This is a genomic window from Actinacidiphila sp. bgisy160 (genome assembly GCF_965342435.1).
Lineage (GTDB): Bacteria > Actinomycetota > Actinomycetes > Streptomycetales > Streptomycetaceae > Actinacidiphila.
Genome location: NZ_CBDRCM010000023.1, coordinates 74808 through 94509, shown reverse-complemented (window position 1 = coordinate 94509; position 19702 = coordinate 74808). Strand labels below are relative to the sequence as shown.

Sequence of the window (19702 nt, the reverse complement as noted above, 5' to 3'; positions counted from 1 at the left end):
CCGAAAATGCAGCCATCCGGCTGCCTATTCACCATAGGCAACCGGGCGGCTGCATGTCAACGCGGTTCGGCGGGGCCGGGCGTCGGGGCCGGGGTGTTCGGCGGCGCTATTCGGCCCGCAGGTCCCGTACGCGGCGGATCTTCCCGACGGAGCGCTCGACGGTGTCGGGGTCGACGACCGTCACCTCGACGCTGACTCCCACGCCGTCCTTGACGCCCGTCGCGATGGAGTGAGCCGCCTCTTCGCGTTGCGCGGCCCCGGCATCGGGGCGCGCCTCGACGATGACCTCCATGTGGTCCATGCGACCGCGCTTGGTGAGCCGGATCTGGAAGTGCGGCGCCACGCCGGGCGTGCGCAGCACGATCTCCTCGATCTGGCTGGGGAAGACGTTCACCCCACGCAGGATGATCATGTCGTCGGAGCGGCCGGTGATCTTCTGGATGCGGCGGAAGGCCGGGCGTGCGGTGCCGGGCAGCAGCCGGGTCAGGTCACGGGTGCGGTAACGGATGATCGGCAGCGCCTCCTTGGTGAGGGAGGTGAGGACCAGCTCGCCCTCCTCGCCCTCCGGCACCGGCTCGCCCGTGATCGGGTCCACGATCTCGGGGTAGAAGTGGTCCTCCCACACGTGCAGGCCGTCCTTGGTCTCCACGCACTCCTGGGCGACGCCCGGGCCGATCACCTCGGACAGGCCGTAGATGTCGACGGCGTGGATGTTCATGCGCTCCTCGATCTCCCGGCGCATCTCCTCCGTCCACGGCTCCGCGCCGAAGATGCCGACCCGCAGCGAGGTGCCGCGCGGGTCGACACCCTGTCGCTCGAACTCGTCCAGCAGGGTGAGCATGTACGAGGGGGTGACCATGATGATCTCGGGCTTGAAGTCCTGGATGATCTGCACCTGACGGGCGGTCATGCCGCCCGAGGCGGGGATCACCGTGCAACCGGCGCGCTCGGCGCCGTAGTGCGCGCCCAGGCCTCCGGTGAACAGGCCGTAGCCGTAGGAGATGTGCACCTTGTGGCCGGGACGTCCGCCGGCGGCGCGTATGGAGCGGGCCACCACGTCGGACCACATGGACAGGTCGTTGTCGGTGTAGCCCACGACGGTGGGCAGGCCGGTCGTGCCACTGGAGGCATGCACGCGGCGCACCTGGTCCATGGGGACGGCGAACATGCCGAAGGGGTAGTCGTCGCGCAGGTCGGCCTTGGTGGTGAAGGGGAAGCGTGCCAGGTCCTCCAGGCCCGCGCAGTCCTGGGGCCGCAGCCCGGCCTCGTTGAACTTCTTGCGGTAGGCCTCGACGTTGTCGTAGGCGTGGCGCAGCGTCGACCGCAGCCGGCCGAGCTGCAGCTCCCGCAGCTCCGCGGGCGTCAGCCGCTCGGCGGCGTCCAGCAAGCCGTGGGGGAGCGGCTCTCCCAGGCGCGCCCCCGCGGTCGCCCGGTCCGTCGGCTCGCTGCTCATCCGTTCTCCTTCGTACGTCCGATGCTGCGGCTGCGCCCGCGGAACTCCGCGACCACCTGGTCGCCCCGCAGGATGCTCACGTCGTAGACGCCGCTGCGGCCGAAGCGGGTGCGCTCCTGCGCGACGGCGACCAGTTCGTCGCCCTCGTGGACGGGGGCGACGAAGGTGATGTCGGCGCCGGCGGCCACCGTCACCGGGCCGTGGGTGTTGCAGGCGCAGGCGAAGGCGGTGTCGGCGAACAGGAAGAGGTAGCCCCCGTGGCCGATCCCGTGCCCGTTGACCATCGCGGGCGTGACGGTCATGCGCAGTACGGCCGTCCCGTCGCCGGTCTCCAGCAGCTCGATGCCCAGGCTCTGCGACGCCTTGTCGGCGGCGAACATGCTCTCCGCGGGGCCCCGCGTCGCGTCCATGGCATCCCTCACGATCGTCACCAGCCTTGTGAACCGACCGAACATTCGGTTAGCGTGCGGCACGCCCAAGGTAATCCAGCATCCGAACTGCCTGTCAAGAGGTGGAACGCATGTCCCAGCACCTCCCCGCACGACCCGCAGACGAGGTCTTCCTGATCGACGGCGCGCGCACCCCGCAGGGCCGCTACGGCGGCGCTCTGGCCGCCGTTCGCCCCGACGACCTGGCGGCCCTGGTGGTCGGCGAGGCCGTGAGCCGCGCCGGGATCCCGGTCGAGGCCGTGGACGAGGTGATCCTCGGCGCCGCCAACCAGGCGGGCGAGGACAACCGCGACATCGCCCGGATGGCCGTGCTGCTGGCCGGCCTGCCGCACACGGTGCCCGGCTACACCGTCAACCGCCTGTGCGCCTCCGGGCTCACCGCCGTCGCCTCGGCGGCGCAGGCGATCCGCTCCGGCGAGGCCGAGATGGTCGTGGCCGGCGGTGTGGAGTCCATGACCCGTGCCCCCTGGGTCATGGCCAAGCCCGGTACCCCCTGGGCCAAGCCCGGCGAGGTGCACGACACCTCCCTGGGCTGGCGCTTCACCAACCCCCGCTTCACCGCCGGGGACACCCTGTCCATGGGGGAGACCGCGGAGGAGGTCGCCGCCCTGGACGGGATCACCCGCGCCGACTCCGACGCCTTCGCGCTGCGCAGCCACCAGCGGGCCGTCGCGGCCCAGGAGGCCGGCCGCTTCGACCGCGAGATCGTGCCGGTCGCCGTCAAGGGCGGCGAGGTCACCCGTGACGAGGGCCCGCGCCCCTCCACCACCCTGGAGAAGCTCGGGGCCCTGCGCGCCATCTTCCGCCAGGACGGCATCGTGACCGCCGGTTCCTCCTCGCCGCTGTCCGACGGCGCCGCGGCCCTCGTGGTGGCCGGCCGTGAGGCGGTCGAGCGGTACGGCCTGACGCCGCGCGCCAGGATCGTCACCGCCGCCACCGCCGGCGTCGAGCCCCACCTGATGGGCCTCGGCCCCGTCCCGGCGACGGAGAAGGCCCTGGCCCGCTCCGGATGGCAGACCGGGGATCTGGACGCCGTCGAGCTCAACGAGGCCTTCGCCGCCCAGGCCCTCGCGGTCGTCCGCCGCCTCAAGCTGGACGAGGAGAGGGTCAACGCCGACGGCGGCGCGATCGCGCTCGGCCATCCGCTGGGCTGCTCGGGCGCCCGCATCCTGCTCACCCTCCTCGGCCGCCTGGAGCGCGAGGGCGGCCGCCGTGGCCTCGCCACCCTCTGCGTCGGTGTGGGCCAGGGTGTGGCGATGCTGGTGGAGCGGGTGTGAACGGGACCAGCCGCGGGCGCGTGCGAGTGTCGTCCACAGGGCTTGCCGGGGACGGGATAGTTCGTCAGACTGTAACCGAACGAATGGTCGGTAGGGGAAGCTGGTATCGATGAGCACACCGGACGCCGCCGTGCCGGCGGAGGGCGCGCAGACGCCGCTCCAGGAGCACTTCGACGACACGATCGCGCGGGACCAGCGCATCGAGCCGCGGGACTGGATGCCCGACGGCTACCGCAAGACGCTGGTCCGGCAGATCGCGCAGCACGCGCACTCGGAGATCATCGGCATGCAGCCCGAGGGCGAGTGGATCACCCGCGCCCCGTCGCTGCGCCGCAAGGCCATCCTGTTCGCCAAGGTCCAGGACGAGGCCGGCCACGGGCTGTACCTCTACTCGGCCGCCGAGACGCTGGGCGTCGACCGCGCCGACCTCACGCAGCGCCTGATCGAGGGCCGTCAGAAGTACTCCTCGATCTTCAACTACCCGACCCTCAGCTTCGCCGACGTCGGCGTCATCGGCTGGTTCGTCGACGGTGCGGCGATCTGCAACCAGGTGCCGCTGTGCCGCTCCTCCTATGGGCCGTACGCCCGCGCCATGGTGCGCATCTGCAAGGAGGAGTCCTTCCACCAGCGCCAGGGCTACGAGCTGCTGATGACGATGATGCGCGGCACCGAGGCCCAGCGGGAGATGGTGCAGGACGCCGTGAACCGCTGGTGGTGGCCCTCGCTGATGATGTTCGGCCCGCCCGACGGCGACTCGCCCAACTCGGCCGCGTCCATGGCCTGGAAGATCAAGCGCCACAGCAACGACGAGCTGCGCCGGCGGTTCGTCGACATGACCGTCCCGCAGGCCGAAAAGCTCGGCGTGACCCTGCCCGACCCGGAGCTGCGCTGGAACGAGGAGCACGGCCGGCACGACTTCGGCACCCCCGACTGGTCGGAACTGCAGCGCGTCATCAGCGGCGACGGACCGTGCAACACCGAGCGGATGGAACGCCGCCGCTCCGCACACGAGGAAGGCGCCTGGGTGCGCGAGGCCGCGACCGCCCACGCCGCCAAGCAGGCGGCCCGGGCAGAGGAAGGAGCCGTGGCATGAGCACCACCGGCGACAGCACGACCCGGGCCGACTGGCCCCTGTACGAGGTGTTCGTCCGCGGCAAGCGCGGGCTGAACCACGTCCACGTCGGCTCCTTGCACGCCGCCGACGACCGCATGGCCCTCACCCACGCCCGCGACCTGTACACCCGGCGCAACGAGGGCGTGAGCATCTGGGTGGTGCGCTCGGAGCACATCACCGCGTCCACGCGGGACGAGAAGGACCCCTTCTTCACGCCCAGCGCCGACAAGGTCTACCGGCACCCCACCTTCTACGACATCCCCGAAGACGTCCCCCACATCTAGGAGCAGGGCATGAGTGACGAGCACGTCTACCTGTCCCTGGCCGAGGGGCACGAGGACGGCGACTCCCGCTGGGCCTTCGGCACCGGCTTCGAGGACCCGCTGCACGGCGTCGACACCGCCCTGCCCGCGGGCGTGGACGCCGCGGAGCTGGCCGCCCATTGCCTGGCGCTCGGCGACGACGCCCTGGTCGGCGCCCAGCGTCTGGCCGAGTGGTGCACCCGCGCGCCGGAGCTGGAGGAGGAGGTGGCCCTCGCCAACATCGGTCTCGACCTGCTGGGCCAGGCCCGCCTGCTCTACTCCCGCGCCGGCCAGGTGGACGGCACCGGCCGTGACGAGGACGCCTACGCCTACTTCCGGGACGCCGCCGACTTCCGCAACGTCCGCCTCGCCGAACTGCCCTGCGGGGACTTCGCGTTCTCCATGGCCCGGCTGCTCGTCACCGCCAGCTGGCGGCTCGCCGTCTTCCAGCGGCTCGCCCGCACCGCGCAGGACCCGGTGCTCGCCGCCATCGCCGCCAAGGGCGTCAACGAGCTGACCTACCACCGGCAGTACGCCGCCGAGTGGACGGTCCGGCTCGGCGACGGCACCGAGGAGTCGCACCGCCGCATGCGGGCCGGACTGGAGCAGGTCGCCCCCTACCTGGAGGAGCTGTTCACGGCCGGCGCCACGAGCGGCGTCGACCCGGACGAGGTGCGGGGCGAGGTGACCGCCGCGCTGCGCCAGGTCACCGAGGCGGCGGGGCTGCCCCCGGTCGAGGCCGAGCCCCTGCCCGGCCACGGCCGCGACGGCGACCACACCGACCACCTCGCCCCCCTGCTGGCCGAGTTGCAGGGCATCGCCCGCGCACACCCCGGAGCGGTCTGGTGAACGCCGTCACCGCCCTCACCGACGCCCACCGGGCGGCCCGCGTCGCCGCAGAGGTGCCCGACCCCGAGCTGCCCATGCTGACCCTGGCCGACCTCGGCGTCCTGCGCGACGTCGAGGTCGCGCCGGACGGCACGGTCGTCGCCGCCCTCACCCCCACCTACTCGGGCTGCCCCGCCATGGCCGAGATGCGCGCCGACGTGGCCGCCCGGCTGCGCGCCGCCGGCTTCCCCCGGGTCGAGATCCGCACCGTCCTGGACCCGCCGTGGACAACCGACTGGATCACCCCCGAGGGCCGCCGCAAGCTCGCCGAGCACGGTATCGCACCCCCCGGCCCCGCGCCCCGGCGCGGCACCGGGCCGGTGCCGCTGGTGCTCACCGCCACCCGGCGCGCCGTCGCCTGCCCCCGCTGCGGATCGGCGGACACCGAGGAGACGTCGCGCTTCGCCGCCACCTCCTGCAAGGCCCTGTGGCGCTGCCGTGCCTGCCTGGAGCCGTTCGAGTACGTCAAGGAGATCTGATGGCCCCGACCACCCCCGCCCCGCAGGCGCCGGCTCCGCGGGTCCGCCGCCGCCCGGCCTTCCACGCCCTGCGGGTCGCCGCGGTCGAGCCGCTCTGCGAGGACGCCGCCGCCGTCAGCTTCGACATACCGCGGGAGCTGGCCGAGGAGTTCGCCTTCGCGCCCGGGCAGTCCCTCACGCTGCGCCGCGAGGTCGACGGCCGCGACGAGCGACGCTCGTACTCCATCTGCTCTCCCGCCGGCGCCGTCCCCCGCATCGGGGTGCGCGTGGTGCCCGGCGGTCTGTTCTCGTCCTGGCTGGTCAACGAGGTGCGCCCGGGTGACACCGTCGAGGTCATGGGGCCCACCGGCGCCTTCACCCCCGACCTCACCGCGCCCGGGTACCATGTGCTCATCGCCGCGGGCTCCGGCATCACCCCGATGCTCTCCATCGCCGAGTCGGTGCTCGCCGCCGGCCTCGGCTCCCGGGTCACGCTCTTCTACGGTAACCGCCGCACCGACACGGTGATGTTCGCCGACGAACTCGCCGAGCTGAAGGACCTGTACCCCGCCCGGTTCCAGCTCGCGCACGTGCTCTCACGGGAGCCGCGCGAGGCCGACGTGCTCTCCGGCCGACTCGACGCCGGACGGCTCGCCGCCCTCGTCGAGGGCCTCGTCGACGTCCCGAACGCCGATCACTGGTGGCTGTGCGGCCCGCACGGCATGGTCGTCGACGCCCAGCGGGTCCTCGCCGGGCTCGGTGTGCCCGGCGACCGGGTGCACCAGGAACTGTTCTACGCGGACGACGAGCCCGTGACCCCGGTGCACCACGAGGACGCCGTGGCCGAGGGCCCGGTCAGCCAGGTCACCATCGTCCTCGACGGCCGTACCACCACGGCCGCGCTGCCACGTGACCGCAGCGTCCTCGACGGTGCCCAGCGCACCCGCCCCGATCTGCCCTTCGCCTGCAAGGGCGGCGTCTGCGGCACCTGCCGGGCGCTCGTCACCGACGGCAAGGCCGAGATGCGCCGCAACTTCGCCCTGGAGGCGTCCGAGGTCGACGCGGGCTACGTGCTGACCTGCCAGAGCTACCCGGAGTCCGACAACCTGACCGTCGACTTCGACAGCTGACGCCTCGTCGGCGCCCCCGCCCCCGGGAACCGGTTGGTAGGGCCCACCCCGGGGGTGGGAGGTGGCGACGTGCTGAACGGGTCGGCGAGATCCCCGACGCCGGGCCGTTCGTGCACCCCGCACTGTTCTACCAGAACAGTGCGGGGTGCACGGCCGCCATGGTGCCGTTCCTGCTGGACGGTTGCCGCCGGTGAACCGGTCGCGGTCGCAGTGCCCCCGCCCCGGCTCTTCCGGTTGTGTGCCGCCCTGGGCCCGACCGGCCCTACGGCAGGGGCCTGCTGATGGTCAACCGCATCGCCGACCCGGTGCGCCTGCGCGCCACCGCCGAAGGCACCACCATCCGTTTCTGCCCGCGCTTCTGACCGCCGCCGAGCGCCGCATGCCGGTGGGACCGGCGGGCGCTGCGCGCTCCGCCGGTCCCACGGCCGCAAACGGTGTGCGGACGGGCCCGCGTCAGTGGTCGAGAGTGTCCTTGCCCTTCTCGACGACCTGCTTGGCGTCACCCTTGGCCTGGTCGGCCTTGCCCTTCAGCCGCAAGCTCTCATCACCGGTCAGCTTGCCCGTGGCCTCTTCGACTTTGCCCTTCATCTTCTGGCCGGTGTTCTTGGCCTTCTTCTCGGCACCCATGGGGTTCTCCTTCCAGGGGGCGATCGGCGTTCCCCTCCGCCTGCCCGGAAGATCCCTGATGAAACCATTTGCCGGGATTTTGCGCATGGCGGCCCAGCAGGGCACCGCCGAACACCACGAAGCCCACCCCGATCAGCCAGCACTGCACGATCAGCACCGTGCCGACCGCCCCGTACGAGACGGCGTTGGTCACGATCAGCGGAGAGAACACGAACGACGAGAAGACCCGCAGCCCGATGAGGCCGGCCATCGTCGCGATCGCCCCGGGCGCCAGCGCCGCCCACGGCACCTGCCCGGCCAGCAGGAAGTGCTGCCCCCACCAGAAGAAGACGAAGCCCAGGACGACGGCCGTACCGCCGCGGAGCACCGTGTCCGGCCACCCGCCGCCCAGCACGGCCCCGCTCTGCGCCTCCGCGAACAGGTACGCCGTCAGCGCCGCCAGCCACACCGCCCGCCGCCACACGTGGTGCCACGGAGTGGGCGGCACCTGCCAGATCCGTGTGTAGCCGACCTCGACGCACGCCGCGAAGGAGAGCCCGAACAGCGCCAGCGCCAGCAGGCTCAGCCCGCTCGTGCTGCTGATCACCTTGCGCGGCGCCGCGAACAGCTCCTTGACGGCCGCCGCGGGTTCCGCCGACAGCCCCATGCCGTCCACGACCCACTGCGCGAAGCCGTAGCCGTGGAAGGGCACCGCCGCGGCGACCACGATCAGCAGCGGGACCAGCGTCACCAGACCGAGCGCGGCGAACCCCATGGAGCGCTGCAGCAGCTCCAGTTCGCCGCCCTGGTGCCACATGCGGCCCGCCCGTGAGTCCCGCCACGACCGGTACGGATGACGGATCCACCGGGCCGCCCCACCTGCCATCGCGGGGGCCTCAGCGCGCGGTGGCGCCGGCCGCCGCGCGGCGTGCCGTACCCACCCTGGTCCCCAGGGGTGCTGAGCGCATCGCTAGACCTCCTTGCTCAGGCCTCCTGAGGTGCACTTTCCCCATACGATCCGGACGAACCGATCGGCGGGGGAAGCCCGGGCGCGGCGCGCAGCGAGCTGCGCCCGGCGTGCCACGCGCCCAGCAGGTGCTCCTCCAGGCGCCGCTCCAGCAGCGCGGTGGCGCGGATGCCCAGGAGGACGTCGGAGGTGAGGCCCGGTTCACGCGCCAGCAGGTCACCGATGACGTCGTGGCGCATCACCTGCTCGTGGACCGCGTCGGCCTCGATGTGCTCGTCGTAGAAGTGCCGGCATGCGGCACCGCCGCCGAGCCGGTCGATGGCCTCCACCGTCCGGCGGGCCGACGGCGCGGTGGTGATCTCGGCCGCGGCGAAGTGCCCCACGAGTGCCCCGCGCAGCGCCCGGTGCAGGCCCAGCCAGGACATCAGGTTCACGGTGGCGAGCGTGACGGCCGGTACGGCGTCCACGTAGCGCCCGTAGGAGGCGTCCAGCCCGGCGTCCCGGAGCAGGTCGGCGTACAGCCGCGCGTGGACGCGCTCTCCGCGCCCGCTCCCGAACTCGTCGTACTCGACCGCCACGAGGGCGGCCTTCGCCTGACCGGTGAGCCTCGGGATGACCCACGCTTGGGGATCGGCTTCCTTCAGCTGGTAGACCGACCGGTGCACGAAGTACTCCCGCAGTTGCTCCCAGGTGGCCTCGTCGCGCAGGAAATGCGACACGCCGCGGGCGTCGCGGGGCTCGCGCAGCAACTCCTCCAGCTCCCGGTCGAGGGCCGTCCGGGCCGCGGCGCCGTTCGGCACGGCCGGCAGACCGGCGCGGATCGCCGCCCCGAAAGCGCCCTCCAGGGCTCCCCGCAGACCGAGCAGTCCCGGATCCCACTCCCAGTCCGGGTGCACCCCGGCGAACCCCCGGTAGTGGAGCTCGTAGCAGACGTAAAGGGCGAGTTGCAGGTCCTCGCCGTACGGATCGGCGGCCTCGACCGCCCCGGCGGACGGCGACAGGGCGGTTCCCGGCGCGCCCTGGGTGAGGGCGTCGAGCACGGCCCGGGACAGCGGGCCCCGTGCCGCGGGTGGCGCGGGCTCAGTGGTCAGGGGATCGGTCGAGAGGTCGGAGACCGCGTCCATGGGGTCCTCCGTCGGTCGGTGCGGGGACATCCTCGGCGTACGGGCGTCCGTCGTTGCCCCTGCCCGGTGACGCCCCTGGCATGCGCCCGCCGGTGCCCGGTCGTCCACGTCGCCCCTGCACCCCGCCCACCCCGCCGGCGCCGCGCCGGCGGGGTGGGCGGGGTGCAGGGGTCATCCGCCGGGCGCGACACGACCGCGCCAGGCGCCCGTCTCGCTGCCCCGCTCCTCGATGAAGTGCTTGAACCGCCGCAGGTCGCCCCGCGCCCGCCGGTCCACGACGCCGAGCGCCTCGGCCGCCTTCTCCGCGAGGCCGGAGGTCTGCAGCTCCATGGCGAGGTTGACCCGGGTGTGCGAGGCGTCCAGCTCCTGGAACGTCACGACGCCGCGCTGCCGGATGTCCCCGGTGACGGTGCGCCACGCGACCCGCTCGTCCGGCAGCTGGTCGATGATCTCCGTGTCGAATTCCCGGCGGGAGCCTGCGACATTCGTCACCCAGTGGTTGTGCCGGTCGTCGACCTGGGTCACCTGTTCCACGCCCTCCATGAAGTTCGGGAATTCCTCGAATTGCGTCCACTGGTTGTAAGCGGTGTGCAGCGGGACATCGACGTCGACGGATTCACTGATCGTGCCCATGGAAATTCTCCTCTCGAGGAATCGTCGCTGGGTCGGCTTCCCGGTCCGGATGTGCCTAATCGTCCCGATCCGGGGGCTGACCGCGAACAGGCGAGGCGTGGCGCGGGACCTGAGCTGCCCGATGTCTGGTGCGGCGCCCCCGGGTGGCCGAGGGGAATGTGGCTCTTGTGCCCGCCGGGTGTGTACCGGCCCCAGGACGACACCTCCCTGCTCGGCGAGGCCCTCCCCAGCGAGACGCTCGCCGACGGCGCGGACGTGCTGGACCTCGGCACCGGATCCGGCGCCCTCGCTCTCGCCGCCGCATCCCGGGGCGCGGTCCGCGTGACCGCGGTGGACGCCTCCGCCCGGGCCGTGTGTGCCGCCCGGCTCAACGCGCGCCTGAACGGCCGGCGCGTACGGGTGCTGCGCGGCGACCTCACGGCACCGGTCGCGGGGCGCCGTTTCGACCTGATCCTCGCCAATCCCCCGTACGTGCCGTCCCCGCGGGCCAACCACGCCCGACGTGGCCTGTCCCTGGCCCGCAACGCGGGGCCCGACGGGCGGGCGCTGCTCGACCGGATCTGCGCCGAGACCCCGCCCCTGCCGCGCCCCGGCGGTGTCCTGCTGCTCGTCCAGTCCGGGCTCTGCGGCGTGGAGAGCACGCTGCGGCAGCTCGGCGGTGCCGGGCTCCGGCCCGTCGCCACCGGGCACCGGCGGATCCCCTTCGGGCCGCTGCTGCGGCGCCGCGCGGCATGGCTGGCGGCACGGGGGCTGATCGAACCCGGCGAGGAGCAGGAAGAGCTGGTGGTGATCCGTGCCGAACGCCTGCCATGACCCGGCGCCCACCCGTGTGACCTGACCGCCGATGCTCCGATCCTCACCGGGGGCCCCGTCGGGATCGTCCTCGACGACGGCCGCAGCGTCCGCGCGGACGACCGCCTGCCGGCGACCCGGCCTGGAAGTTCCCCGACGGGGTGATTGTGCGATGCTCGCAGAGTGAGCCACGACGGTGTCGCTTCCGCGCCCGGCGGCCGGCCGCACGAGCGGTCCGCGGCCGACCAACTGGCTCGCACGGTCGCCCGGCTGCGCGCGGAACTCGACGAGGAGCGGCTTGCCGCACCCGCCCGGGCCGCGGCAGAACGGGCCAGGGGCGTGCTCATGGGTCGCCTCGGGCTCGGTCCCGGCGCCGCCCAGGAGGAGCTGGAGCGGCGTGCGAGCGGGGCCGGCCGCACCATGCTGGAAGAGGCATGGGCGCTGCTCGGCGACATCCACACGTCCCGCGTCCCGCGCACTCCGCCGCAGCAGCCGGAGCCGGCCTGCGGGGCCGGTCTCCCGTCGCCCGCGCCCGACGGCGATCCCGGCTCCCCTTTCGTCTCCTCGCGGTACACCTCCCGGCACCACCGCCTCCCGCCGCGCCCGCAGGGGATCAGTGGCGTCCTCACCGCCGCCGGGACTTCGGAGGAACTCACCCGGCTGCTCGTCGAGCAACTCAGGGGGACCGCGAACGTCGACGCCGTCCTGCTCTACACCAGCGCGCCAGCCGGCGGACTCGACCTGGCCGCCCACGCAGGCATCGACGCGGGTACCGCCTGCGCCTGGGGACACGTGCCGCCGCTGCCCGAACTGGCACCGGTGGAGGCCGTCCGCCTGGGCCGGCCGGTGTGGCTCTGCGGCCTCGGCAAGGACGGCGCCGGCCGCGCCCTCGTCGGCGACCGCCCCGGCACGTGGGCCTCCCGGGCGTGGGTGCCGCTGCGCCGCGGCGAGGACGTCGTGGGCGTGGCCGGATTCCTCCGCGAACGCCCCGACGATTTCGGCAGCGCCGACCGCGCCCTGCTGACGGCCGCCGCGCGGGCCTGCGCCACCTGCCTGTCGCCCGCCCCCGCCGCCACGTGGCCGGCCACCGTCCAGGCCGTCCTCGACACGCTGTACGAGGCGGCCGTCCTGCTCGTGCCCGTGCGCGGTGTGGAGGGCGAGGTGACCGACTTCCGCATTGAGGCGGCCGCCCCGGCCTCGGTGGACGTGTCCGGCCGCACGGGCCGGGAACTGGTCGGGCGGCGGGTCCTGGAGTGCTACCCGACCGTGGCCGGCACCCCGCTGTGGCACGGGTACCTCGGCACCCTGGCGACCGGTGAACCGTACGAGAGCGAGCCCTTCGAGTACCACGAGGTGGCGGCCGGCGTCCCGCGGAGCTCGACCTACTCCGTGGCCGTCGCGCGGCTCGGCGACGCGCTGGTCGTCTCCTGGCTGCGCCACGACACGGCCGACCGCGAGGTCGAGCGGCTGCGCCGGCTCCAGCACCTGGGCAACCTCGGCTGGGCCGACTGGGATCTGGTCACCGACACCCTGAGCTGGTCACCGCAGGTGTACACGGTCTTCGACCGGAACCCGGCACTCGGGCCGATGCCACTCGACGAGCTGCCGCAGCACCTCTTCCCCGAGGACGTCCCCGTCGTCGGCGCCTCGGTGCACGCGCTGCTCGAACTGGGCGAACCGGTCGACGTGCCCTTCCGCATCCGCACCGGCCACGGCACCCGCCACCTGCGGATGGTCGCCGAGGCGGTCACCGACGCCGAGGGCACCCCCGTGCTGGTGCACGGGTTCTTCCAGGACCTGACCGCCCTGCGCCACCGCGAGATCGCGCTCGACGAGGCCCATCGGGCGTTCAGCTCCCAGCAGAGGACCCTGAACGCCGAACACACTTTGGCGCGACGGCTGCAGCGTGCTCTGCTGCCCGTTCCCGAGGAACCCGTCCAACTGGGCGGCGTATGCTGCGACGTCTCGTACCTGCCGGCCGAGAGCGCGATCCAGATCGGCGGCGACTGGTTCACCGCCGTGGCCCTCCCCGACGATTCCGTGCTGCTCGCGGTCGGCGATGTCGCAGGCCACGGCATCGAGGCCGTCGCGACGATGGCCGGGCTCCGCTACGGCGCCGAGGCCATGGCCCTGAGCGGCACACCCCCGCACCGCCTGCTGGAACGCCTCAACCAGGTGCTCATGAACACCGGCTCCGCCACCGCCACCATGGTCCTCGCCCAGTACCGCCCCTCCGAGGGCGTCCTCACCTGGGCGCAGGCCGGGCACCTGCCCCCGCTCCACTTGCGCGGCGGGCACGCCGAGTACCTGGAACGCCCCGAGGGCCGCATCCTCGGCGCCGGCCGCGACAGCGCCTACGGCCTGTGCGAGACCCATCTGCCCCCAGGGGACCGGCTCTTCCTCTTCACCGACGGTCTCATCGAACGACGCGACCAGGACCTCGACGCCGGCCTCGCCAACCTCGCCCGCGTCGCCGAGCGCGTCGCCACGGAGGACTGCACCACGATCGCCGCCGTCCTCACCCACGCCCTCGGCCCCGCCAACCCGCGCGACGACACGTGCCTGCTCTGCGTCCGCATCTGCGCCTGACCAGTTCCGTTCGGAGGCGGCCGTGCCCGCCCCCTCGGTCCCGTGCGTCCGCCTGTGGGGATGGCCCGCAGGGCGAGGTCGTGGGCGGTTCGGGTGGGGCTCCGGCCGGTCGGCTGCCGTTCGCACGCGCGCCGCGAGCCCGGTGAACCCGCGCGACGGCACGTGCCTGCTGTGCGCCGACTTCCCGCTTGGTGCCCGCCCGGGTCCGTCGACGCAGCCCACGCCGGTGCGCCACTTGTGCCGGTTCCGGCGAGTGGCTGCCGTGGCCGTGCACTCCTTCGGTCCGGTGAGCCCGCTGGGGTGGCGGACGGGTCGTGGGGCGCGGGCGCGGGATGGGGTCGGTCGGCTGCTTCCTTCCCGCGCGCCCCGAGCGAGGCGAACCCGCGCGACGGCCGCACAGCCGTGCCGGCCGAGCCACCGCCGGACCCGCCTGCCCCGGCCACACTCGGTCACCGGAGGCCGCTGCCAGAGATGCCCGCCCGGCCGTGGCGCGGGCCCGCGGCCCACCGGGCGCCCCGCGCCTCCTCGACGTGTGGCCGGGACGGGGCGGCCGGATACCGCCGACGACCACGGACCCTGTAGGTTCTTGCGCTGTGGAGGAGCTGGACCGGCAGATCGTGGAACTTCTCGTGGCCGACGGGCGCATGAGCTACACCGACCTGGGCAAGGCCACCGGCCTGTCCACGTCCGCGGTGCACCAGCGCGTCCGGCGCCTGGAGCAGCGCGGGGTGATCCGCGGGTACGCGGCGCTCGTGGACCCGGAGTCGGTGGGACTGTCGCTGACGGCGTTCATCTCGGTCAAGCCCTTCGACCCGAGCGCCCCCGACGACATCGCCGACCGGCTCGCCGAGGTCCCCGAGATCGAGGCGTGCCACAGCGTCGCGGGGGAGGAGAACTACATCCTCAAGGTCAGGGTGGCGACCCCGATCGAGCTGGAGCACCTGCTCGCGAAGATCCGCACCCTGGCCGGGGTGTCCACCCGGACCACGGTCGTCCTCTCCACGCCGTACGAGGCGCGCCCACCGCGCGTCTGAGCGCCCCGGCCCGCAGACCCACCGCACCATCCCGTCCCGCCCCCACCGGGGCCCGGGCGGGCCCAACATCACATCGCGAGGCGAAACCCAGTGCCGCACACCACGAACGAGCCGACCACCACCGTGCTGCTGCGCGGCGGCAACGTCTACAGCCCTGCCGACCCCTTCGCGACGGCCATGGTCGTCGACGGCGGCACGGTCGCCTGGGTCGGTTCCGAGGGCGCCGCGGAGTCCTACGCGTCGGGCGTCGACGAGGTGATCGACCTTGCCGGGGCGCTGGTCACCCCCGCCTTCACCGACGCACATGTGCACACCACCGCAACCGGTCTGGCACTGACCGGCCTCGACCTGGCCGACGCCCGCGACCTGGCCGACGCCCTCGCTCGGGTCGCCGGGTTCGCGCAGGCCAACCCCGGCCACCGGGTGCTGCTCGGCCACGGCTGGGACGAGAGCCGCTGGCCCGGACAGCGCCCGCCGACCCGCGCGGAACTCGACGCGGCGACCGGCGGCCGTCCCCTGTACCTGACCCGCGCCGACGTCCACTCGGCGGTCGTCACCAGCGCCCTGCTGGCGCGGGTCCCCGGTGTCGAGGCCATGCCCGGCCACCACCCCGACGGGCCGCTCACCCGCGACGCCCACCACGCGGTCCGGCGCGCCGCGTACGCCGCCGTCACGCCCGAGCAGCGCGCCGCGGCCCAGCGTGCCGCGCTCGCCCACGCCGCTTCGCTCGGCATCGGCGCCGTCCACGAGTGCGCGGGCCCGGAGATCTCCTCCGAGGACGACCTCACCGCGCTGTTGCGGCTCGCCGCGGCCGAGCCTGGGCCGCACGTGTACGGCTACTGGGCCGAGGCCGTGACGGGCGCCAAGGATCTCGAGCGGATCCGGGACCTGGGCGCCGTCGGCGCGGGCGGCGACCTCTTCGTGGACGGCTCCATCGGGTCCCGTACGGCCTGCCTGCACGCCCCTTACACCGACGCCCCCGCCGTCGGCGGCACCGCCTACCTGGACGCGGCGGCGATCGCCGACCACGTGGCCCTGTGCACCGAGGCCGGGGTCCAGGCGGGCTTCCACGCGATCGGCGACGCCGCCGTGGCCGCTGTCGCGCAGGGGGTGCGCGAGGCCGCCCGCCGGGTGGGCCTGGACCGGGTGCGCGCGCTGCGGCACCGCGTGGAGCACGCCGAGATGATGACCGAGGAGACCGTCGCCGCCTTCGCGGAGCTGGGCCTGGTCGCCTCCGTACAGCCCGCGTTCGACGCCGCCTGGGGCGGCGAGGACGGCATGTACGCCCAGCGTCTCGGCGCCGAGCGGGCCCGCACCCTCAACCCGTTCGCCGCGATGACCCGGGCCGGGGTGCCGCTCGCCCTCGGCTCCGACAGCCCGGTCACCCCGCTCGACCCCTGGGGCACGGTGCGCGCCGCCGCGTTCCACCGGACCCTCGAGCACCGCATCTCCGTCCGCGGCGCGTTCAACGCCCACACCCGCGGCGGCTGGCGTGCCGTGGGCCGCGACGAGGCGGGCGTCCTCGTGCCCGGCGCGCCCGCGGACTACGTGCTGTGGCAGGCCGGTGACCTGGTGGTCCAGGCCCCCGACGAGCGGGTCGCCAACTGGTCGACCGACCCGCGCTCCGGCACCCCCGGCCTGCCCGACCTCACCCCTGGGCTGGCGCTGCCGAAGGCACTGCGCACCGTAGTCGGCGGCCGCACGGTCTTCGCCCGGCCGAACGAGTGACGGGTCAACCGCCGATGCCTCCGAACGGTTCTCCGTCGGGATGGCGCGGAACTTTCCCCGGCCTCGCGTTGACCTGCTGATTTGGTCAATCCGCGCAGGTCAAGCGGCTGTTGACAGCCGACGGTCGGGGGCGAGTAGGTTCGGCCGGGTCCACCACAGGACGTCCGACCGGATCTCCGTGCGCCGACGGCCGCAGCTGGGCCACGGGGGCGTCGCGCCGCACGGCGCGCGCCACTGGAGCCAGGTCCAGCGCTCGCGGCACGGAACGCGGTCAGCCTCACCGAGAGGCTCCGCCCGGTCGGCAGGTGTGACCCGGGAGGGGCCCGGACGCCCAGTAGACAACGGCCTTGTCGCCGATCCGCAGCCAGCGGGTCCCAGGTCGGCCCGAAGGGCGTTCCGGGCCCCGAGCAGTCCGCGCGGCAGGAACGCGGCAGGCGGGCCCGGACGATGTCGGTGTTCCGGCCCGGAGGCGCCCGCCGTGCCGTCGTGCCGCCCGCGGCTCTGCGCGCTGGGCCGGCGGCCGGGTTCGCCGCCCGTCTGTGCCTGTGCCTGTGCCTGTGCCGGAGTGGGTGCCGGGCGCGTCCGCGAAGCCGCCGGGCCCGCCGCGGGAGGCTTTGCCCGCCCGGGGTCCCCGGACGGGGCCGCCCAGGGTACGGTCACTCTCACACAGTGACCACCTGCAGGAAGGCCGCGAACCTTGCGACCGCGCTCCGACGCCGCACCGGCCCCCGTCACGCCGCCGGCGACGTCCGTAGAACCGCCGCCGCCCCCCGCCCCGGCACCCGGCCGCACGGCCCGTATGGCGCGTGCCCTGCGGGCGAACGCGCGGCGGTCGGGGCTCGCCGCGCTGTGCGGCCTGGCCCTGGCGGCCGCGTTCCCCCCGTACGGGGTGTGGCCGCTGTCGGTCGCGGCCGTGGCGGGTCTCGCGCTGCTGACCCGGGGACGGACCGCCCGCCAGGGCGCGTGGCTGGGCTTCGCCTTCGGACTGCCGTTCTTCGTGTGGCTCCTGGTGTGGCTACGGGTGATCGGCTGGGACGCGGTCGTGGGCCTGTCCGTCATCGAGGCCGCCTTTGTCGCCGTGCTCGGCGCGGGTCTGGCCGTGACGTCGCGGCTGCGCGCCTGGCCGCTGTGGGGCGCCTGCCTGTGGGTGGCGGAGGAACTCGCCAGGGACCGGCTGCCTTTCGGCGGCTTCCCTTGGGGCCGGCTGGCCTTCGCGAACACCGCCACCCCCTTCACCCCGCTCGCCGCGCTCGGCGGCGCGCCGCTGGTGACCTTCACCGTCGCGCTGTGCGGCTCGCTGTCGGCCGCAGTGGCGGTCGCCGTGTGGCGGCTGCGCAAGGGACCGGTCGTCTTCGGCCCGCGGCGCTTCGTGCCCGCCACGACGGCGGCGGTGCTGGCCGTGGGCACTTTCGCCGCGGGGTACGCGGTGCCGGTGCCCACCGGGGCCGACGACACCGTCCGGGTGGCCATCGTCCAGGGCAACGTCCAGCAACCGGGCATGCACTTCCTGGGCCGGCCCCTGAAGATCCTGGGCAACCACGTCGAGGCGACCCTCAAGCTCGCCGAGGACGTCAAGGCGGGCCGCGCGCCCAAGCCCGATCTGGTGATCTGGCCGGAGAACTCCTCCGACATGGACCCGTTCTCCGAGCCGCAGGCCTACGCCCTGATCACCGAGGCGGTCCGGGCCGTAGGCGTCCCCGTTCTCGTCGGCGCCCTGGTCGACGGCCCGGACGCGGACCACGTCCAGAACGAGGGCATCGTGTGGGACCCGGAGAGCGGCCCCGGCGACCACTACACCAAGCAGCACCCGGTGCCCTTCGGCGAGTACGTGCCCTTCCGCAAGCAGCTCACCAAGGTCGTCAAGCGGCTCGACCAGGTCCCGCGCGACTTCTACCCGGGCCAGGGCAGCGGCGTCCTGCAGATCGGCCCGGCGAAGCTCGGCGACGTCATCTGCTTCGAGGTGGCGTACGACGGGATCGTCCACGACACCGTCACCGCGGGCGCCCGCGCCCTGGTCATCCAGACCAACAACGCCACCTACGGCCGCACCGGCCAGCCCGAGCAGCAGCTCGCGATGTCGCGGCTGCGCGCGGTCGAGCACGGCCGCGCCGTGGTGACGGCCGCGACGAGCGGCATCACCGCCGTCGTCGCCCCCGACGGCCGGATCGAGCAGCAGACCGAGGAGTTCACGCAGGCCGTGCTCAGCGCGCAGCTGCCGCTCCGCGATGATCTGACCGTCGCCGACCGCGTCGGCTCCGCTCCTGAATGGTCCCTCGCTATGGTGGGCCTCCTGTCCTGGGCCGCGGCGATCGTGCTGGGCAGGCGAGGACGTACCGAGACGGAGGAGCAGCAGTGAGCGATGGCGGTGGGGTCACCCGTGGCGCAGCCCAGGGGAGGGCTTTCGGGCCGCTCGGCTCGGTTCTCGTGATCATCCCGACGTACAACGAGGCCGACAACGTCAAGCCGATCGTCGCCCGCGTCCGCGCGGCCGTGCCCGAGGCGCACGTGCTCGTCTCCGACGACAACAGCCCCGACGGCACCGGCAAGCTCGCCGACGAGCTGGCCGCCGCCGACGACCACGTCCACGTGCTGCACCGCAAGGGAAAGGAAGGGCTGGGCGCCGCCTACCTGGCGGGCTTCCGCTGGGGCATCGAGCGGGACTACGGCGTGCTCGTGGAGATGGACGCCGACGGCTCGCACCAGCCCGAGGAGCTGCCGCGTCTGCTGACCGCGCTCAAGGGCGCCGACGTGGTGCTCGGCTCCCGCTGGATCCCCGGCGGCCGGGTGGTCAACTGGCCGAAGTCCCGCGAGTTCCTGTCCCGCGGCGGCAGCACCTACTCTCGGCTGCTGCTCGACGTGCCGCTGCGCGACGTCACCGGGGGCTACCGGGCGTTCCGCAAGGAGACGCTGCTGGGCCTGGGCATGGACGAGGTGGCCTCCCAGGGTTACTGCTTCCAGGTCGACCTCGCCTGGCGCGCGGTGAAGTCCGGCTTCCACGTCGTCGAGGTCCCCATCACCTTCGTGGAACGAGAGCGCGGCGACAGCAAGATGAGCCGGGAGATCGTCGCGGAGGCGTTGTGGCGGGTCACCGCCTGGGGCCTCGCCTCCCGGGTGAAGCGGCTGACGTCGGGACGGCGCCGCGGCTGACCGGCCCTCCG

19 protein-coding genes are annotated in these 19702 nt (G+C 73.7%); 13 read left to right on the top strand and 6 right to left on the bottom strand.

Annotated elements, in window-relative coordinates; translation table 11 throughout:
• Positions 1-106 precede the first annotated feature (106 nt).
• Together paaK and paaI are read right to left on the bottom strand one after the other, a co-directional pair.
• Positions 107-1453 (bottom strand): phenylacetate--CoA ligase PaaK, encoded by a 1347-nt coding sequence (gene paaK, locus ACRWNP_RS19710; protein ID WP_431963085.1) that lies wholly within the window; start codon positions 1451-1453, stop codon positions 107-109.
• Positions 1450-1863, bottom strand: coding sequence for a hydroxyphenylacetyl-CoA thioesterase PaaI (gene paaI / locus ACRWNP_RS19705; RefSeq protein WP_431963083.1), 414 nt, complete (start codon positions 1861-1863; stop codon positions 1450-1452). The genes paaK and paaI overlap by 4 nt, the downstream gene beginning before the upstream one ends.
• Positions 1864-1973: 110 nt before the next feature.
• Here paaI and ACRWNP_RS19700 point away from each other — a divergent pair, with 110 nt between their 5' ends.
• The 7 genes from ACRWNP_RS19700 (at position 1974) to ACRWNP_RS19670 (ending at position 7433) form a co-directional block, all read left to right on the top strand.
• Positions 1974-3179: a thiolase family protein gene (locus ACRWNP_RS19700; protein WP_431963081.1), complete on the top strand. Its 1206-nt coding sequence runs from the start codon at positions 1974-1976 to the stop codon at positions 3177-3179.
• Positions 3180-3288: 109 nt separating this feature from the next.
• Positions 3289-4272: a 1,2-phenylacetyl-CoA epoxidase subunit PaaA gene (paaA, locus tag ACRWNP_RS19695; protein ID WP_431963079.1), complete on the top strand. Its 984-nt coding sequence runs from the start codon at positions 3289-3291 to the stop codon at positions 4270-4272.
• Positions 4269-4577, top strand: coding sequence for a 1,2-phenylacetyl-CoA epoxidase subunit PaaB (gene paaB, locus ACRWNP_RS19690; protein ID WP_431963077.1), 309 nt, complete (start codon positions 4269-4271; stop codon positions 4575-4577). Before paaA ends, paaB begins: the two co-directional genes overlap by 4 nt.
• 9 nt (positions 4578-4586) lie before the next feature.
• The gene (gene paaC / locus ACRWNP_RS19685; protein ID WP_431963075.1) at positions 4587-5444 is read left to right on the top strand and encodes a 1,2-phenylacetyl-CoA epoxidase subunit PaaC; all 858 of its coding nucleotides are present in this window, start codon (positions 4587-4589) and stop codon (positions 5442-5444) included.
• Positions 5441-5962: a 1,2-phenylacetyl-CoA epoxidase subunit PaaD gene (gene paaD, locus ACRWNP_RS19680; RefSeq protein ID WP_431963073.1), complete on the top strand. Its 522-nt coding sequence runs from the start codon at positions 5441-5443 to the stop codon at positions 5960-5962. The genes paaC and paaD overlap by 4 nt, the downstream gene beginning before the upstream one ends.
• Complete coding sequence (gene paaE / locus ACRWNP_RS19675; protein WP_431963071.1) at positions 5962-7071, top strand: 1,2-phenylacetyl-CoA epoxidase subunit PaaE; 1110 nt, start codon at positions 5962-5964, stop codon at positions 7069-7071. Before paaD ends, paaE begins: the two co-directional genes overlap by 1 nt.
• Before the next feature lie 236 nt (positions 7072-7307).
• Positions 7308-7433, top strand: a complete 126-nt coding sequence (locus tag ACRWNP_RS19670) for a hypothetical protein (RefSeq protein ID WP_431963069.1) — start codon at positions 7308-7310, stop codon at positions 7431-7433.
• Positions 7434-7524: 91 nt separating this feature from the next.
• Here the strand turns inward: ACRWNP_RS19670 and ACRWNP_RS19665 are convergent, their stop codons facing one another.
• The 4 genes from ACRWNP_RS19665 to ACRWNP_RS19650 form a co-directional block, all read right to left on the bottom strand.
• Entirely contained in the window at positions 7525-7659 is a 135-nt protein-coding gene (locus tag ACRWNP_RS19665) for a CsbD family protein (protein ID WP_431963067.1), read from the bottom strand.
• Positions 7616-8494 (bottom strand): ribonuclease BN, encoded by an 879-nt coding sequence (locus tag ACRWNP_RS19660; protein WP_431963065.1) that lies wholly within the window; start codon positions 8492-8494, stop codon positions 7616-7618. The genes ACRWNP_RS19665 and ACRWNP_RS19660 overlap by 44 nt, the downstream gene beginning before the upstream one ends.
• Before the next feature lie 167 nt (positions 8495-8661).
• Complete coding sequence (locus tag ACRWNP_RS19655) at positions 8662-9768, bottom strand: iron-containing redox enzyme family protein (protein ID WP_431963063.1); 1107 nt, start codon at positions 9766-9768, stop codon at positions 8662-8664.
• Between the two features lie 171 nt (positions 9769-9939).
• Positions 9940-10401, bottom strand: coding sequence for an SRPBCC family protein (locus tag ACRWNP_RS19650; protein WP_431963061.1), 462 nt, complete (start codon positions 10399-10401; stop codon positions 9940-9942).
• Between the two features lie 156 nt (positions 10402-10557).
• Between ACRWNP_RS19650 and ACRWNP_RS19645 the strand changes: the two genes are divergently transcribed.
• The 6 genes from ACRWNP_RS19645 (at position 10558) to ACRWNP_RS19620 (ending at position 19691) form a co-directional block, all read left to right on the top strand.
• Positions 10558-11214 carry a HemK2/MTQ2 family protein methyltransferase gene (locus ACRWNP_RS19645; protein ID WP_431963059.1) on the top strand — a complete coding sequence of 219 codons (657 nt, stop codon included), beginning with the start codon at positions 10558-10560 and terminating at the stop codon, positions 11212-11214.
• Between the two features lie 162 nt (positions 11215-11376).
• Positions 11377-13782 (top strand): GAF domain-containing SpoIIE family protein phosphatase, encoded by a 2406-nt coding sequence (locus tag ACRWNP_RS19640; protein ID WP_431963057.1) that lies wholly within the window; start codon positions 11377-11379, stop codon positions 13780-13782.
• A 593-nt stretch (positions 13783-14375) separates the two neighbouring features.
• A complete protein-coding gene (locus tag ACRWNP_RS19635; protein ID WP_431963055.1) occupies positions 14376-14816 on the top strand; it encodes an Lrp/AsnC family transcriptional regulator in 441 nt (146 codons plus the stop codon).
• A gap of 177 nt (positions 14817-14993) precedes the next feature.
• On the top strand, positions 14994-16544 hold the full coding sequence (locus ACRWNP_RS19630; RefSeq protein ID WP_431963107.1) for an amidohydrolase: 1551 nt from the start codon (positions 14994-14996) through the stop codon (positions 16542-16544).
• Positions 16545-17241: 697 nt separating this feature from the next.
• The gene (gene lnt, locus ACRWNP_RS19625; protein WP_431963053.1) at positions 17242-18900 is read left to right on the top strand and encodes an apolipoprotein N-acyltransferase; all 1659 of its coding nucleotides are present in this window, start codon (positions 17242-17244) and stop codon (positions 18898-18900) included.
• Positions 18897-19691: a polyprenol monophosphomannose synthase gene (locus ACRWNP_RS19620; RefSeq protein ID WP_431963051.1), complete on the top strand. Its 795-nt coding sequence runs from the start codon at positions 18897-18899 to the stop codon at positions 19689-19691. The genes lnt and ACRWNP_RS19620 overlap by 4 nt, the downstream gene beginning before the upstream one ends.
• Positions 19692-19702 lie beyond the last annotated feature (11 nt).